Origin of the sequence: Rhizobium sp. SG2393 (assembly GCF_042610495.1) — a bacterium.
Taxonomy (GTDB): Bacteria; Pseudomonadota; Alphaproteobacteria; order Rhizobiales; family Rhizobiaceae; genus RU20A.
Window position 1 is genome coordinate 222,768 of sequence record NZ_JBHGAP010000001.1, and the last position, 15,156, is coordinate 237,923.

Here is a 15,156-nt window from a genome sequence, read left to right on the forward strand (position 1 = left end):
AATTCATACGAACGTCATGCGAACCACACGGCGCGGGCTTGACGGCGCCGATTCGCGCCCGCACTCTCCGGCCACCGGAGGCCACAACCGCTTGAGGAGGCGGAGCCCCGGGAAGGGAGCAGGGCGACGGCCCGTTCAGCGCCGCACGCCCTTTTGGAGGTAAGTGCGACTATGACCATTCTTCTGGGCGTAATCGCATGCGGGTTGCTGTCGGTGGTTTACGCCATCTGGGCAACGCAGTCGGTGCTGGCCGCCGACCAGGGCAATGCCCGCATGCAGGAAATTGCAGGGTTTATCCGAGAGGGCGCGCAGGCCTATCTCACGCGTCAGTACATGACCATCGCCATCGTCGGCGCCGTCGTCTTCGTCGCGGCTTGGCTGCTTCTTTCGGCCACGGCGGCGCTCGGCTTTCTGATCGGCGCGGTTCTCTCCGGTGCCGCCGGCTTCATCGGCATGCATGTGTCGGTGCGCGCCAATGTGCGCACGGCACAGGCGTCCTCCGTCAGCCTTTCGGCCGGTCTCGACATCGCCTTCAAGTCCGGCGCCATCACCGGCCTGCTGGTCGCCGGCCTCGCCCTTCTCGGCGTCGCCATCTATTACCTCGTGCTGACGCAAGGTCTCGGCCACGCGCCCGACAGCCGCGAAGTCATCGACGCGCTCGTGTCGCTCGGCTTCGGCGCCTCGCTGATTTCCATTTTCGCCCGCCTCGGTGGTGGTATCTTCACCAAGGGCGCCGACGTAGGCGGTGACCTCGTCGGCAAGGTCGAAGCCGGCATTCCCGAGGATGATCCGCGCAACCCCGCCACCATCGCCGACAATGTGGGCGACAATGTCGGCGACTGCGCCGGCATGGCCGCCGACCTCTTCGAGACCTACGCCGTCTCGGTGGTCGCCACCATGGTCCTTGCCGCGATCTTCTTTGCCGGCACGCCGGCGCTCGCCAATGCCATGAGCTATCCGCTGGCGATTTGCGCCACCTGCATCGTCACCTCCATCGTCGGCACCTTCTACGTGAAGCTCGGCACCAACGGCTCGATCATGGGTGCGCTCTACAAGGGGCTGATCGCCACAGGCGTTCTGTCCATCGTCGGCCTCGGCGCGGCCACCTCGCTGACCATCGGCTGGGGCGCCATCGGCACCGTCGCAGGCAAGGAGATCACCGGCACCAATCTCTTCATCTGCGGCATTCTCGGTCTTCTGGTGACGGCACTCATCGTCATCATCACCGAATACTACACCGGCACCAACAAGCGGCCGGTCAATTCCATCGCCCAGGCCTCGGTCACCGGCCATGGCACCAACGTCATCCAGGGGCTCGCCGTTTCGCTCGAATCGACGGCGCTCCCGGCCATCGTCATCGTCGGCGGCATCATCGCCACCTACCAGCTCGGCGGGCTCTTCGGCACCGGCATCGCGGTAACCGCCATGCTCGGCATTGCCGGCATGATCGTGGCACTCGACGCCTTCGGCCCGGTCACCGACAATGCCGGCGGCATTGCGGAAATGGCGCATCTCCCGCCGGAAGTGCGCAAGTCCACCGACGCGCTGGATGCGGTCGGCAACACGACGAAGGCCGTAACCAAGGGTTACGCCATCGGCTCGGCCGGGCTCGGCGCGCTCGTGCTCTTCGCGGCCTATTCGAACGACCTCGCCTATTTCGCCGCGAATGGCGACCGCTATCCGTATTTCGCGGATGTCGGCTCGATCTCCTTTGACCTGTCCAACCCCTATGTCGTCGCCGGCCTCATCTTCGGCGGTCTCGTGCCCTACCTCTTCGGCGGCATTGCCATGACGGCCGTCGGCCGCGCGGCGGGCTCGATCGTGCAGGAGGTGCGCCGCCAGTTCCGCGAAAACAAGGGCATTATGGAAGGCAAGGTGAAGCCCGACTACGGCCGTGCCGTCGATCTGCTCACCAAGGCTGCGATTCGCGAGATGATCGTGCCCTCGCTGCTGCCCGTGCTGGCGCCGATCGTCGTCTACTTCGGCGTGCTCGCCATCTCCGGCTCCAAGGCGTCCGCCTTCGCCGCGCTTGGCGCATCGCTGCTGGGCGTGATCGTCAACGGTCTCTTCGTGGCGATCTCCATGACCTCGGGCGGCGGCGCCTGGGACAATGCGAAGAAGAGCTTCGAAGACGGTTTCGTCGACAAGGACGGCGTACGCCACATGAAGGGCTCCGACGCCCACAAGGCCTCCGTCACCGGCGACACCGTCGGCGATCCCTACAAGGACACGGCAGGCCCGGCGGTCAACCCGGCCATCAAGATCACCAATATCGTCGCCCTGCTGCTGTTGGCAGTTCTGGCCTGAGAGAGGAGCACCGGTATCGTCCCGACGGGCGATACCGGCTGCACCCGACAAACAAAAAACCGCGAGGTTTGCGCCTCGCGGTTTTGTCGTTGGGGTAAAGGGGCTGGACCCCTAAACGCGCGCTTACATGTCGTTGAGGATCGACCGGGCGATGCCCTTGCCGGCGCCGCCGGACAGGATCTGGCCAAGGAAGGTCTGTTCCTTGCCGCCCGTCGGCGTCGTGCGCGAGATCATGTCGAAGGGCTTGCCGTCCTTCAGCGTGTAGTTCGCGATGCGGGCGACATTGCCGTCCTTGTCGAAATAGATCGTCAGCACGCTCTGGTCCACCAGCTGCGGCTTCATGAAGGCAACGGGGCGCTTGCGGGTCTGCGAGATGTAGAAGAACACCTCGTGGTCGAAGGTCGCCGTGGTCGATGGCGTGCCGAGCGAGAGCAGCACCTGCTCGCGGCTGGAGCCTACCGGCACCAGGGCCAGCGTCTGCTCGTCCACCACATAGCCCTGGTGAATGGTTTCGCCCGTGCCAAGCGCGCCCGTGCCGCTGCCGAGCATCGAGCTGGTGTTGCAGGCCGAAAGCGTGACTGCGCAGAGGGAGGCAATGGCGAATGTACGCAAAACCGTTCCGTTCGACTTGAATGTGCGTTCCGTCAAGAACATCTCCCATGAACCGCAGCGGCTTTCCCGCCATTGCATTTCGTGCCTGCTTCGGTAAACCAGCTTCAGCCTTCATGCAACACGGCGGACATGAAGCCCTTTAATTTCTGGATATCCAAAGCCGGGCAATTGTGATGATTTTCGGACTCTTCGGCAAGAAAGCCGGCAATCGTGTGATCGTTGAGCGGCAGTATGCCGAATTGACCAATGGCGCGCGCCAGCCGGCACTCTACGAGACGCTGGGCGTGCCCGATACGGTCATGGGCCGCTTCGAGATGATCGCCGCCATGCTGATCGTCTATTTCCGCCGAACCCGCACCTCCGGCCGCAGCGGCCAGGAAATCGCCCAGGAGATCATCGACGCCTTCTTCGAGGACATGGACCACTCGATCCGCGAGCTCGGCGTCGGCGATGTCGCGGTGCCGAAGCGCATGAAGAAATTCGCCGGCATGTTCTACGGCCGGCTGGAATCCTATGCCAAGGCGATGGATGATAGCGATTTGCAGGCGCTCGCCGAGGCGCTGAAGCGCAACATGCACCCCGAGGCCGGCGACGACGCCCCTGACATGGCGGGTCTGGCTTCCTATCTGATGCGGGTGGAAGCGGTGTTTTCCGCCCTGCCGGAAGAGGATGTCGAGCATGGCCGCGTCGCGCCGCCGCCGGCAGCCTGACGCCGGCTGACTTTTAAGGATCAAGAACATGAAGGACATCAAGGTCCCCTTCGCCTGGGAGGTCCGTGTGGGCCACATCTCGGCCAATCCCGTTTCCGTGTCGCTGAAGGCAGACGAGAAGGAACGCGCGGCACTCGCCCGCTTCTGGGAGATCGAGGCCGTGGAAAAGCTCGAGGCCGATCTGCAGCTGACCCGCTGGAAAAGGGACGGGGTGAAAATGAAGGGGATCGTGCGCGCCCGCATCGAGCAGGCCTGCGTCGTCTCGCTGGAGCCGGTCTTTTCCGATATCCGGGAAGAGGTGGAGGTCGTCTTCGTGCCGGAGGGCTCGAAGCTCGCCCGCATTCCCGCCAATGATTCCGGCGAGATGATTCTCGATCCGGATGGGCCGGATCTCCCCGAACTCTTCACGGGCGATTCGATCGATGTCGGTGCGGCGGTCGCCGAACAGGTGGCGCTCGCCATCGATCCCTATCCGCGAAAGCCGGGCGCGAGTTTCGGCGAGCGCATCGAAAGCACCGCAACCGACGACAAGAAGCCCAATCCCTTCGCTGTTTTGCAGGGGCTGAAGGGCAAGGACCAGGGCTGAGCCCATCTGGACAAGCCATCGCCGGCAGGCCGCGACAATTGGGTTGTCAGCCGAAGGAAAAGCGGTATTTTGGCGCGGCTTGAGCCCCCTCGGCCGGCCACGCTCCTGCTGGCAGCCGTCATCCGACCATCGGCCGGCGCGCGCCTCACTTGTCGAAGGTCAAGGGCGCAGCAGCGGGCAATAAGGAACAGACACGCGTGGTGAGAATTTCTCTCGATGTGATGGGAGGCGACTTCGGCCCGAAGGTCGTGATACCGGGCGCCGCGCGCGCGCTCGAACGCCATCCCGACATCCGCTTTTCGCTGTTCGGCATCGAGGCGGAGGTTCTGCCCCTTCTCGAGCAGTTCCCCAAGCTCAAGGCCGCAAGCACCTTCCACGCCACCGAACTCGCCATTGCCATGGATGAAAAGCCGAGCCAGGCCCTGCGCCGCGGTCGTGGCAAGTCCAGCATGTGGCAGGCGATCGATGCGGTGAACACCGGCGAGGCCGACGTCATCGTCTCCGCGGGCAATACCGGCGCGCTGATGGCGATGGCGATGTTCTGTCTGCGCACCATGCCCGGCATCCAGCGCCCCGCGCTCGCCGCCGTCTGGCCGACGCTGAAGGGCGAGAGCATCGTGCTTGATGTCGGCGCCACCATCGGCGCAGACGCCCGCCAGCTCATGGATTTCGCCCTGATGGGCGGCGCCATGGCCCGCGCCCTCTTCGAGCTCGACCGTCCGACCCTCGGTCTCCTCAATGTCGGCGTCGAGGAGATCAAGGGCCAGGAAGAGGTCAAGGAGGCCGGTCGCCTGCTGCGCGAGGCCAATCTCGACAATATCGACTATTACGGCTTCGTCGAAGGCGACGATATCGGGCGTGGCACGGTGGATGTCGTCGTCACCGAAGGCTTTTCGGGCAATATCGCCCTGAAGTCCGCCGAGGGCACAGCCCGCCAGATCGCCGAATATCTGCGCGCCGCCATGTCGCGCACGCTGATGGCCAAGCTCGGCTACCTGCTTGCCAAGGGCGCCTTCGACCGCCTGCGGGAGAAGATGGATCCGCGCAAGGTCAACGGCGCCGTCTTCCTGGGCCTGAACGGCATCGTCATCAAGAGCCATGGCGGCACCGATGCCGAAGGCTTCGCCGCTGCCGTCGATGTCGGCTACGACATGGTCCGCAACGGGCTGAAGGCCAAGATCGAAAACGATTTGCAGAGACTCCATGTCGAGGATGAGGCTCAGCCAGCCCCCGGCGACGTGGCCAGCGAGGTTTGATTTCATGATCCGTTCCGTCGTCAGAGGCTTCGGGGCCGCGCTCCCGAAGCGCGTCCTGACCAATAAAGAGCTCGAAGGCATGGTGGAGACGTCGGACGACTGGATCGTCCAGCGCACCGGCATCCATAAGCGCTACATCGCCGGCGAAGGCGAGACGACGTCCTCGCTCGGCGAGGCGGCTGCGCGCGCGGCACTCGACCGCGCCGGCCTGACGCCCGACGATATCGACCTGATCGTCTGCGCAACCTCCACGCCGGACAACACCTTCCCGGCCACCGCCGTCAATATCCAGAACCGCCTCGGCATCCATCATGGCGCAGCCTTCGACGTGCAGGCCGTCTGCACCGGCTTCATCTATGCCGTCACGACCGCGGATGCCTATATCCGCGGTGGTCTGGCCAAGCGCGCGCTGGTGATCGGGGCGGAAACCTTTTCCCGCATCCTTGACTGGAACGACCGCACGACCTGCGTCCTCTTCGGCGACGGTGCCGGCGCCATCGTGCTGGAAGCGGCCGAAGGGGCAGGCAGCAACGACGATCGCGGTGTCCTGACGGCAAAGCTGCGCTCCGATGGCGCCCACAAGGACAAGCTCTATGTGGATGGCGGTCCGTCGACCACCGGCACGGTCGGTCATCTGCGTATGGAAGGCCGCGAGGTCTTCAAGCATGCCGTCGGCATGATCACCGACGTGATCGACGATGCCTTTGCTGCCACCGGCACGACGGCCGACGATCTCGACTGGCTGGTCCCGCACCAGGCCAACCGTCGTATCATCGACGCCTCCGCCAAGAAGCTCGGAATTCCCGCCGAGAAGGTCGTGGTCACCGTCGATCAGCACGGCAACACGTCCGCCGCCTCCATTCCGCTGGCGCTGAGCGTGGCTGCCGCCGATGGCCGCATCAAGCAGGGCGACCTCGTCATGCTCGAGGCCATGGGCGGGGGCTTCACCTGGGGCTCGGTGCTGCTGCGCTGGTAGCCGAAAGTTATGATGCAACAGATGCTTGCACGGTGCTTGACCGCACGGTTCAACGACAATAGTCTTGCCCTTCAGGGACAATCATAAGCGAAAAATCGGTGATACGATGAGCGGTAAGACGGTAACGCGGGCGGATCTGGCAGAATCTGTTTTTCGCAAGGTGGGCCTGTCGCGCACGGAATCGGCCGAGCTGGTCGAAACGGTCATCGATGAAATCTGCAACGCGATCGTCCGCGGCGAGAGCGTCAAGCTCTCTTCCTTCGCGACCTTCCAGGTGCGGGACAAGAACGAGCGGATCGGCCGCAACCCGAAGACGGGTGAGGAAGTGCCGATTTCCCCGCGCCGCGTCATGACCTTCAAGGCCTCCAACGTGCTCAAGCAGCGTGTTCTGAAGGCGCATCTGGCCCGCAAGGCCAAGCAGAAGCCGGCCGCACCCGCCCCTTAAGCGCTGAGCCCGCCTTTTCAGCCGGCACGCGCGGCATGCAGCGTGCAAAAGCGGTTGAAATCCTCCAAACAACTCGTTGAAATAGCCACGATTCGTGCGAAGCATGAGATGGCGGTGTGCAGACGTGCGAGTCGCGCGGCCGCAGGCCTGCTTGCGGTCAGGATTGACGAGGACCCGATGGAAAAGAGCCCGGATGCATTTCGCACCATCAGCGAGGTGGCGGATGATCTCGATCTGCCGCAGCACGTGCTGCGCTTCTGGGAAACGCGGTTTCAACAGATCCGGCCGATGAAGCGCGGCGGCGGGCGGCGCTATTATCGCCCCGAAGATGTCGATCTCCTCAAGGGCATCCGCCATCTTCTCTACGACCACGGCTACACCATCAAGGGCGTGCAGAAGCTCTTGAAGACCAACGGCAACCGATTCGTTGCGGCAATCGCCAGCGGCGACCTCGCAACCGTGGAAGCGCTTGCCGCCGCCTCGAACCACGAGGAGCCGCAAGCGCCGAAGGCGGGGCTCTCCGAGGAGGACCAGATCGTCGGCCGCGCCAAGACGCCGGCCACCCGCCGCTTCTTCGGCTTCGGTCCGCAAGCCCAGGACGACATGTCCGAAATATCGCTCGGCAAGTCGTCGGTCGGCAAGGAAGACCGAGCACTCCTGCAGGAAGCGCTCTACGATCTCCTCGAATGCAAGCGTCTCCTCGACCAGGTCCGCTGATCGCCGAAGGCCTTCGCCGTTCCGTCAGGCGCCAGGCCCGGCCTGATAGTCCGCGTCGCTGACCGGTTCCATCCAGTCCACACTCTTCCCGTCCAGCAGGCCGTGAATGGCGATATGCGTCATGGCTGTGGTTGCCGTTGCGCCGTGCCAGTGCCGCTCGCCCGGCTCGAACCACACGACGTCGCCCGGCCGGATTTCTTCGACCGGACCTCCCGCGCGCTGCACCCAGCCAAGCCCGGCCGTCACGATCAGCGTCTGGCCGAGCGGATGGGTGTGCCAGGCGGTACGGGCGCCGGGCGCAAACGTGACGGCCGCGCTCGCGAAGGGGCGGGCGGCATTGGCGGCAAAGAGCGGCTCCATACGCGTTTCGCCGGTAAACCACCCCTCGGGTCCGGCTCCGTGCGGCACGGAACCATTGCGTCGGATCTCCATTGGCAACCTCCTGAAAAATGACCACTTGGCAGACAGAAAAACTGCGCCATATCAGGCGATTGTGTGACACCAAACATCGACGTGGGGAAGCCGTCGCGTCATGATCGCGATGGAGGCGTCCACCGCAATGGCGGCCGGGCGCGTGCAGGAATGGGGCAGACAAGATGATGCTGTGCGGCAACGGATGCGCGGGATGGGCCCTGTGACAGACGATCATGGGCTTTCGCCGGCCGATTGGCCTGTTGGTGGTGGCATTGTCGGTGAACTGACCCGACGGTTTGACTGGTCCAAGACCTCGCTCGGACCGATCTCGGACTGGCCGCTGCACCTGAAGATCAAGATCAACTCGATCGTCAATTCGCCGATTCCGCAGGTTCTGATGTGGGGTCCAGACCACATCATGCTCTACAATGATGGCTATATCGAAATTGCCGGGGACAACCATCCCCGGGCGCTTGGCGGCAGCGTGCCGGTGATCTGGCCGGAAATCTGGGACTGGAACCGTGCGATCCTCGAGGCCGGCTTCCGCGGCGAGATACAGGGTTTCCGCGACCTGCCGATGGTGCTGAACCGCAACGGCTTTCCCGAGACGGTCATCTTCGATCTCTTCTACACGCCGATCTACGATCTCGACGGCAAGGTGGACGGCGTGCTCTGCACCGTTCTTGAAAACACCGAACGCTTCGAGGCGCAGAAGAAACTCGCCGAAAGCCGGCGGGAACTGGCGCGTCTGACCAGCGCCTTGCCCATCCTCGTCGGCTTCGTCGATACCGGCCTGGTCTACCGTTTCGCCAACGATGCCTATCTGGAATGGTTCGGAAAGACGCCGGAGGATATTGTCGGCCGCCATGTCGAGGATGTCATCGGAAAGGTCTATTTCGAGGCCCGCAAGCCCCTGATCGACCGCGCCATGGCCGGGGAGACCGTTGTCACGGACAACCGCATCCAGCGTCCCGACGGCACGGCCCGCCACGCGGAGATCCGCTACATTCCGCGCCGTGACGACCATGGAACGATCGAGGGCGTCTATGTCCTGATCATCGACATCGAGGATCGAAAGCGGCTGGAAGAGGCCCGTGCGGCAGCCGAGGAGCGGCTGCGCGAGCATGCCCATGATCTGGAGCGGCAGGTGCGCCACCGCCAACGCGCCGAAGAACAGCTGCGCCAGCTCAACGAGACGCTGGAAGCGCGCGTCGCCGCCGAAATCGCTGAAAGGCAGGAGACGGAGCGACGTCTTCAGCACGCCCAGAAGATGGAGACCATTGGCCAGTTGACGGGCGGCGTCGCCCATGATTTCAACAACCTGCTGCAGGTCATCAGCGGCAATCTCCAGCTTCTGCTGCGCGATGTCTCGGGCAACGAGAAAGCCGAGAAGCGCGTCTCGAACGCGCTGGCCGGCGTCAATCGCGGCGCAAAGCTTGCAAGCCAGTTGCTCGCCTTCGGTCGCCGTCAGGCGCTCGATCCGAAGGTCATCAATATCGGCCGCTTCGTGCGCGACATGGACGACATGCTCCGCCGCTCGATCGGCGACGCCGTGGAGATTGAGACAATCGTCGCCGGCGGCCTCTGGAACTGCTTCGCGGATCCGGCGCAGGTGGAAAACGCGCTGCTCAATCTCGCGATCAATGCCCGCGACGCCATGGAGGGGCAGGGACGCCTGACGATCGAGGTGGGCAATGCCTTTCTCGACGATGCCTACGTTCTGCGCCATGACGAGGTGTCGCCCGGCCAGTATGTCGTTCTCTCCGTCACCGATACCGGCTCCGGCATTCCGCCCGAGATCCTCGATCGCGTCTACGAGCCGTTTTTCTCCACCAAGCCGGAAGGCAAGGGGACCGGTCTCGGCCTCTCCATGGTCTTCGGCTTCGTGAAACAGTCCGGCGGGCATGTGAAGATCTACAGCGAGGTCGGCCACGGCACGACGGTCAAGATGTACCTGCCGCGTGCCAATGCCGGCGAAGACCGCGAAGTAGCGCTGCAGGCCGGCCCGATTGTCGGCGGCAGCGAGACGATCCTGGTGGTCGAGGACGATGATTCCGTCCGCGCCACGGTGGTCGAGATGCTGTCGGAACTGGGCTATGCCGTCCTGAAGGCGCCCAGCGCCGACGCTGCGCTTGTCATTGTCGAGGCCGGGATGCCGATTGACATGATCTTCACCGACGTCGTCATGCCTGGCAAGCTGAAGAGCACCGAGCTTGCGCGCATGGCCCGCGAGCGCCAGCCCGACCTCGCCGTTCTCTACACCTCCGGCTACACGGAAAACTCCATCGTGCATGGCGGCCGGCTGGATGCCGGTGTCGAACTTCTTTCGAAGCCCTATACGCGCGAAGCCCTTGCCCGGAAGGTGCGCGCCGTTCTCAACCAGCGTCCGCAGCGCCCGGCAAAATCGCAGCCGGCCCCCGCCGTTTCTTCACCTACAGCCGCCGCGGCGGAATCAGTGCAGCCAAGGACCGAGGCCGCGACTGCCGCCGGCCGCACCATCCTTCTCGTCGAGGATGACGGGCTGATCCGCGTCAATACGGCCGAGATGCTGGAAGCCCTCGGTCACGCCGTCATCGAGGCCCGCAACGCGAAGGAAGCCCTCGCCGCACTCGAAGCATCGGCAATCGAAGTGATGATCAGCGATCTCGGCCTGCCGGACATGGACGGCGCAGAACTTGCCGAAGAAGCCGTCCGCCGCCGCCCCGACCTCGCCATCATCTTCGCGACCGGCCAGGACCGCAAATCCGCCGGCCTCCCGGCAAGCGCGGTCATCGTGACAAAGCCCTATGGGGAAGCCGAACTGGAATCGGCCCTCAATCAGGTGGCGGTGAAGAGGTGAGCCCTTTGCCGTTACCGGCCGGCCGGCACACGGCACAACGACGCTTATGACGGAGCCCCGTCATCCAACCTGGATGCGGCCTCATATCTCAATACTACGGGAAATTGGACCACAAGCCTTTAAAAGAGGCTTGAATGGTCGGAATGGCCGGATTTGAACCGACGACCCCTTGACCCCCAGTCAAGTGCGCTACCGGGCTGCGCTACATTCCGACGTGCCCCGCGGGGCCTGATTGCACTAGTCTGTTCGCCGCGGGGCTGCAAGCGGAAAATCGGAAAAGAGGCGAAAAAGGCAGTCCGGTCGTCCGCTTATCCCCGGACAAGCGTCCGATAGACGGTCTCGGTTTCCGCGATCATCCGTTCCAGCGAGAAGAGGTCACGTCGCGCTTCTGTCGCGGTCGTGAGCGCTGCCAGCCGGTCCGGCTCGGTGGCTGCGAGGAGGGCGCGGGCAAGCGGGCTGGTGTCGTCGCTGTTGTCGACGATCAGACCGGTTTCACCCTCCACCACCGCCGTCGTTGCGCCGCCGACGCGTGTGGTGACGATCGGTTTGCCGGCGGCCACCGCCTCCAGCATCACATAGGACATGGCCTCGTAGCGGCTCGGCATGGCGAGGACGTCGAAGGCGGGAATGGCTTGCTGCCCGGTGAAGGCGCCCGTTAGGTGAATGCGCCCGGAAAGTCCCGCCGCCGTAATCTGGGCGCGCAGCGGTCCCTCCAGTTCGCCGGAACCGACCATCAGCAGATGCGAGTCCGGCCGTTTCGCCGCGATGCTGATGAAGGCGGTCAGCAATCGTTCCGGCGCCTTTTGCGGCGAAAGCCGCCCGACGGAACCGATGACGAGTGCACCCTTCGGGATGCCGAAGGCCGCCCGCACGGTCTCGGCCATGTCGGATCGCGGCGGCTTCACGCCATTGACGACCACGTGCAGCTTGCGGGCCGGTAGTCCCAGCGACAGGGCATGGGCATGTTCGTCATTGGAGACGCAGATCAGCGCATCGGTAAAGAGTGTGCCGAGCAGCGTCTCAATGCCGCCGAAGACGAATCGGCCCTTGGCGCCGAGTGTGGGATCCATGGTCCGGAAGGCATGCGGCGTGTAGACGCGCGGCACATGCGGGCCCGGCAGCCGCAGGCGTGATAGCGCGCCCGCCTTGGAGCTGTGTCCATGGATGATGTCGAAGCGTGGCCCCGCCTTCATGATGCGCCGAATCTGCCGCCAGGCGCGGAGATCCGATGGTCCGGGCGAACGCGTCATCGACACGGCATGCACGGCTGCAATCGGAAGGGCCTTCAGCTCGCGCACGAAGCCCTCCTCGGCGCGCAGCGGCGAATAGATGGCTTCCACCTCGTGCCCGCGCGCGGCGAGCCCCCGGCATAGATCGAGGAAATGCCGGCCGGAACCGCCGCCGCTCGGTTCGAGAAGCTGGAGAATGCGCAAAGGGAATGTCCTTTCAGCGGTTCGTGCCGCGGGCCAGCCGCGCGCGATGCCGGTATTCGAGCGCCGACGTTCCCCAGAGAATGCCGAGCAGCATGTAGAAGTGACGCCAGTGGTCCGTATCGATCACGAAGCCGATGCCGGTATGCCCGATCAGGGCGATCCAGCTGATCATCAGGTAGGGTTGCCAGGGGCGATCGAGAAGCAGGAAACGGAAGCCCATGCGGATCGACCACAAGATGAGCGTGAGATAGCAGAGGAAGCCGAGCCAGCCGTAGGATGTGAGCGACTTCAGCCAGATATTGTGCTCGTCTTCCGGGAAGATCTTCGAAAACTCCATCGGTCCGATACCGAGCGGCTTTTCCATCGACATCAGGAAGCCGATGCGGTGGCGCTCGAAACGGCCGAGATGCCCGCCGTCATAGGACTGCACCAGTTGCGTGCGCTGCGAGAGCATGGCCGAGACCTGCGGCGTCTGCAGCGCGATGCCGAGCGTGACGATGATCGCAAAAAGCCCCGAAAGCGTCAGCATCAGGACCTTCAGGCGGAAGGCGCCGCTGCGCTCCTTGATGAACATGACGAGGACGAGCGCGACCACACAGAAGGCATAGAGGCCCCAGGCGGCACGCGAGAACGACAGGAAGATGCCGAGCGTGGTGATCAGCAGGCCGACAATCCGCAGCGGTGCCGTCGTCAGCCGGTCGCTCAGCAATCCGTGCAGAAGGAAGAGGGACGGCGGCACCAGGAAGGGGCCGAAAACGTTCGGATCCTGGAAGGCACCCATGGCGCGGTCGTAGCGGGTGAATACCTCGCCGCCGGGGATCAGCCCGAAATAGCCGAGAATGCCGAGCATGGCCGTGAGAATGGCGGCGCCCACCCAGGCGCGGAAGATGAGGCGAAGCCGCTCGTGCCGGTTCTCGATGATGGCGGCAAAGAACACCGACGTCAGCGCCAGGAACGAACTGACCGCGACATACATCGGCCCGACGTCAAGGTCTTCCATGGTCGTCAGCGACAGCATGCCGCCGATGTTGAAGAGGATGAGCAGAGCCAGCAGCGGCGCCACGAAGCGCGAGATGCGCAGTCCGAACAGCGCCCAGACGCCGATCAGCCCGGCCATGTAGAGCTCGTAGGGTGCCGGCTCCGACATGACGAAGCCGGACAGGAAGACGCCGAAGGCGACCGCCATCGACCCCGCCAGCGTCAGGGCTGCAAGCTGCGGCCGGAACGGCCGGCTATCGACGCTCGCGAGGGTCAATAGGCATTTTCCGTGTTCAGAAGGCGGATCGGCGTCAGAAACAGGATCTTCAGGTCGAACCAGAGCGACCAGTTCTCGATGTAATAGAGATCGAACGCGGTGCGGAACTTGATCTTGTCATCGCTGTCGATCTCGCCGCGCCAGCCATTGATCTGGGCCCAGCCGGTCACGCCGGGCTTCACGCGGTGGCGGGCGAAATAGCCCTCGACCACTTCTGCATAGACCCGATCGGCCGTCTGCGCCAGAACAGCATGCGGGCGTGGTCCGACTAGCGAGAGGTTGCCCAGCAACACGTTGAAGATCTGCGGCAATTCGTCGATCGAGGTCTTGCGGATGAACCGGCCGACCGGCGTCACGCGCGGATCGCCCTTGGTCACCGCTTGCCGCGCCGTCGGATCGCTCATGTTGGTATACATCGAGCGGAACTTGAAGACCTTGATCTCTTCGTTGTTGAAGCCGTGGCGGATCTGCTTGAAGATGATCGGGCCCGGCGAGGTCAGCTTGACCGCAAGGGCGGCGCCGATGAAGACGGGCCAGAGCAGGGCGAGCGCCACCAGCGAGAAGAAGATGTCGAAGATGCGCTTGGCCACCGCGTCCCAGTCGGCGATCGGCTTGTCGAACAGCGCCAGCATGGGCAGATTGCCGACATGGCTGTAGCTGCGCGGGCGGAATTTCAGATTGTTGGCGTGGGCGGCAAGACGGATATCGACCGGCAGAACCCAGACCTTGCGCAGGAGATCGAGAATACGGTTTTCCGCCGTCAGCGGCAGGGAAATGATCAGCATGTCGACACGGGCGAGACGCGCGAATTCCACGAGTTCGCCGACTGTGCCGAGCTTCGGGTAGCCGGCGATCATGTCGGGCGAGCGGCGCGCGTCGCGATCATCGAAGATGCCGCAGATGCGGATGTCGTTGTCGGACTGGGCCTCGATGTTGCGGATGAGCTGCTTGGCCGGCTCGCCGCCGCCGACGATCACGGCCCGCCGTTCCATCGTCCCGTTGCGCGACCAGCGCCGGATCGAAAAAGCGATGAAGGTTCGTTCGACAAGGTAGAAGCCGGTGCCGGCAATCGCGAAGGCCAGGAACCAGGCGGACGGCAGTAGGCTGAAGGTGCGCGTGGCGGCAAGGCCGGTCAGGACGAAGGCAAGCGCCGCTGCCCAGGCAAGGAGAACGCGCGGCAGCATACGCGTCGCCGCCCGCAGCGACGGGATCTGGTAGCCGTCGGAAACCTGCACGAACAGCACGCAGAGCGCCGCCGTCACCACCGACACGAGACCGACCCGCACCATGAGATCCGGCGCGATCGTGCCGAGCGAAATCGCGGTTGCGAAGCCGAAGCTCGTCAGGGCGAGAGCCTCCATCAGCCGCAGAAGGCCGATCAGCATCGTCGGAGAATAGCTCTCGGCACGGAACTGTTCGGCGATTCGCCGTGCCATGGCATTGAGTTCCACATGCGCGCCAGCGGGCTGCCCTTCGGCCGGCGCACGGGTGCGAACCTCCGAGATCTTTCTGCGAATGGCTTCGGTGTCGAAGGTTTCGGGTCGTTCTGGCTGATTCATCGCGTCCATCCGGCGATCGAGTTCGTCTCGGATTACCAGAAAGCCCC

13 protein-coding genes and 1 tRNA gene are annotated in these 15,156 nt (G+C 64.1%); 8 read left to right on the forward strand and 6 right to left on the reverse strand.

Features of this window, described 5'->3' with window-relative positions; all coding sequences use genetic code 11:
- The first annotated feature begins 171 nt into the window (after positions 1-171).
- The gene (locus tag ACED18_RS01070; protein WP_377288180.1) at positions 172-2,307 is read left to right on the forward strand and encodes a sodium-translocating pyrophosphatase; all 2,136 of its coding nucleotides are present in this window, start codon (positions 172-174) and stop codon (positions 2,305-2,307) included.
- A gap of 123 nt (positions 2,308-2,430) precedes the next feature.
- Here the strand turns inward: ACED18_RS01070 and ACED18_RS01075 are convergent, their stop codons facing one another.
- Positions 2,431-2,955 carry an outer membrane protein assembly factor BamE gene (locus tag ACED18_RS01075; protein WP_377288182.1) on the reverse strand — a complete coding sequence of 175 codons (525 nt, stop codon included), beginning with the start codon at positions 2,953-2,955 and terminating at the stop codon, positions 2,431-2,433.
- Positions 2,956-3,092: 137 nt separating this feature from the next.
- Here ACED18_RS01075 and ACED18_RS01080 point away from each other — a divergent pair, with 137 nt between their 5' ends.
- The 6 genes from ACED18_RS01080 (at position 3,093) to ACED18_RS01105 (ending at position 7,609) form a co-directional block, all read left to right on the forward strand.
- Complete coding sequence (locus ACED18_RS01080; RefSeq protein WP_377288184.1) at positions 3,093-3,629, forward strand: ubiquinol-cytochrome C chaperone family protein; 537 nt, start codon at positions 3,093-3,095, stop codon at positions 3,627-3,629.
- A 28-nt stretch (positions 3,630-3,657) separates the two neighbouring features.
- Positions 3,658-4,215 (forward strand): YceD family protein, encoded by a 558-nt coding sequence (locus ACED18_RS01085; RefSeq protein ID WP_377288186.1) that lies wholly within the window; start codon positions 3,658-3,660, stop codon positions 4,213-4,215.
- A 197-nt stretch (positions 4,216-4,412) separates the two neighbouring features.
- On the forward strand, positions 4,413-5,471 hold the full coding sequence (gene plsX / locus ACED18_RS01090) for a phosphate acyltransferase PlsX (RefSeq protein WP_377288188.1): 1,059 nt from the start codon (positions 4,413-4,415) through the stop codon (positions 5,469-5,471).
- 4 nt (positions 5,472-5,475) lie between these two features.
- Entirely contained in the window at positions 5,476-6,447 is a 972-nt protein-coding gene (locus ACED18_RS01095; RefSeq protein WP_377288190.1) for a beta-ketoacyl-ACP synthase III, read from the forward strand.
- A gap of 106 nt (positions 6,448-6,553) precedes the next feature.
- Positions 6,554-6,892: an integration host factor subunit alpha gene (locus tag ACED18_RS01100; RefSeq protein WP_377288192.1), complete on the forward strand. Its 339-nt coding sequence runs from the start codon at positions 6,554-6,556 to the stop codon at positions 6,890-6,892.
- A gap of 177 nt (positions 6,893-7,069) precedes the next feature.
- Positions 7,070-7,609 carry a MerR family transcriptional regulator gene (locus ACED18_RS01105; protein ID WP_377288194.1) on the forward strand — a complete coding sequence of 180 codons (540 nt, stop codon included), beginning with the start codon at positions 7,070-7,072 and terminating at the stop codon, positions 7,607-7,609.
- 24 nt (positions 7,610-7,633) lie between these two features.
- On the opposite strand, the gene ACED18_RS01110 is transcribed toward ACED18_RS01105, so the two are convergent.
- Positions 7,634-8,041 (reverse strand): cupin domain-containing protein, encoded by a 408-nt coding sequence (locus tag ACED18_RS01110; RefSeq protein ID WP_377288196.1) that lies wholly within the window; start codon positions 8,039-8,041, stop codon positions 7,634-7,636.
- Between the two features lie 202 nt (positions 8,042-8,243).
- Between ACED18_RS01110 and ACED18_RS01115 the strand changes: the two genes are divergently transcribed.
- Complete coding sequence (locus ACED18_RS01115) at positions 8,244-10,862, forward strand: response regulator (RefSeq protein ID WP_377288198.1); 2,619 nt, start codon at positions 8,244-8,246, stop codon at positions 10,860-10,862.
- A 135-nt stretch (positions 10,863-10,997) separates the two neighbouring features.
- Here the strand turns inward: ACED18_RS01115 and ACED18_RS01120 are convergent.
- From ACED18_RS01120 to ACED18_RS01135, 4 genes are all read right to left on the reverse strand, one after another.
- Positions 10,998-11,074, reverse strand: a tRNA-Pro gene (locus ACED18_RS01120).
- Between the two features lie 96 nt (positions 11,075-11,170).
- The gene (locus ACED18_RS01125) at positions 11,171-12,295 is read right to left on the reverse strand and encodes a glycosyltransferase family 4 protein (protein WP_377288200.1); all 1,125 of its coding nucleotides are present in this window, start codon (positions 12,293-12,295) and stop codon (positions 11,171-11,173) included.
- 13 nt (positions 12,296-12,308) lie between these two features.
- Entirely contained in the window at positions 12,309-13,550 is a 1,242-nt protein-coding gene (locus ACED18_RS01130; RefSeq protein WP_377288202.1) for an O-antigen ligase family protein, read from the reverse strand.
- Entirely contained in the window at positions 13,547-15,109 is a 1,563-nt protein-coding gene (locus ACED18_RS01135) for an undecaprenyl-phosphate glucose phosphotransferase (RefSeq protein WP_377288204.1), read from the reverse strand. Before ACED18_RS01135 ends, ACED18_RS01130 begins: the two co-directional genes overlap by 4 nt.
- Positions 15,110-15,156: the final 47 nt, after the last annotated feature.

Bases quoted from the DNA above. Each gene is read 5' to 3' on its own strand.
- ACED18_RS01095 (WP_377288190.1), top strand. From the start codon at position 5,476: ATGATCCGTTCCGTCGTCAGAGGCTTCGGGGCCGCGCTCCCGAAGCGC.
- ACED18_RS01080 (WP_377288184.1), top strand. From the start codon at position 3,093: ATGATTTTCGGACTCTTCGGCAAGAAAGCCGGCAATCGTGTGATCGTT.
- ACED18_RS01100 (WP_377288192.1), top strand. From the start codon at position 6,554: ATGAGCGGTAAGACGGTAACGCGGGCGGATCTGGCAGAATCTGTTTTT.
- ACED18_RS01110 (WP_377288196.1), bottom strand. From the start codon at position 8,041: ATGGAGATCCGACGCAATGGTTCCGTGCCGCACGGAGCCGGACCCGAG.
- ACED18_RS01085 (WP_377288186.1), top strand. From the start codon at position 3,658: ATGAAGGACATCAAGGTCCCCTTCGCCTGGGAGGTCCGTGTGGGCCAC.
- ACED18_RS01070 (WP_377288180.1), top strand. From the start codon at position 172: ATGACCATTCTTCTGGGCGTAATCGCATGCGGGTTGCTGTCGGTGGTT.
- ACED18_RS01135 (WP_377288204.1), bottom strand. From the start codon at position 15,109: ATGAATCAGCCAGAACGACCCGAAACCTTCGACACCGAAGCCATTCGC.
- ACED18_RS01105 (WP_377288194.1), top strand. From the start codon at position 7,070: ATGGAAAAGAGCCCGGATGCATTTCGCACCATCAGCGAGGTGGCGGAT.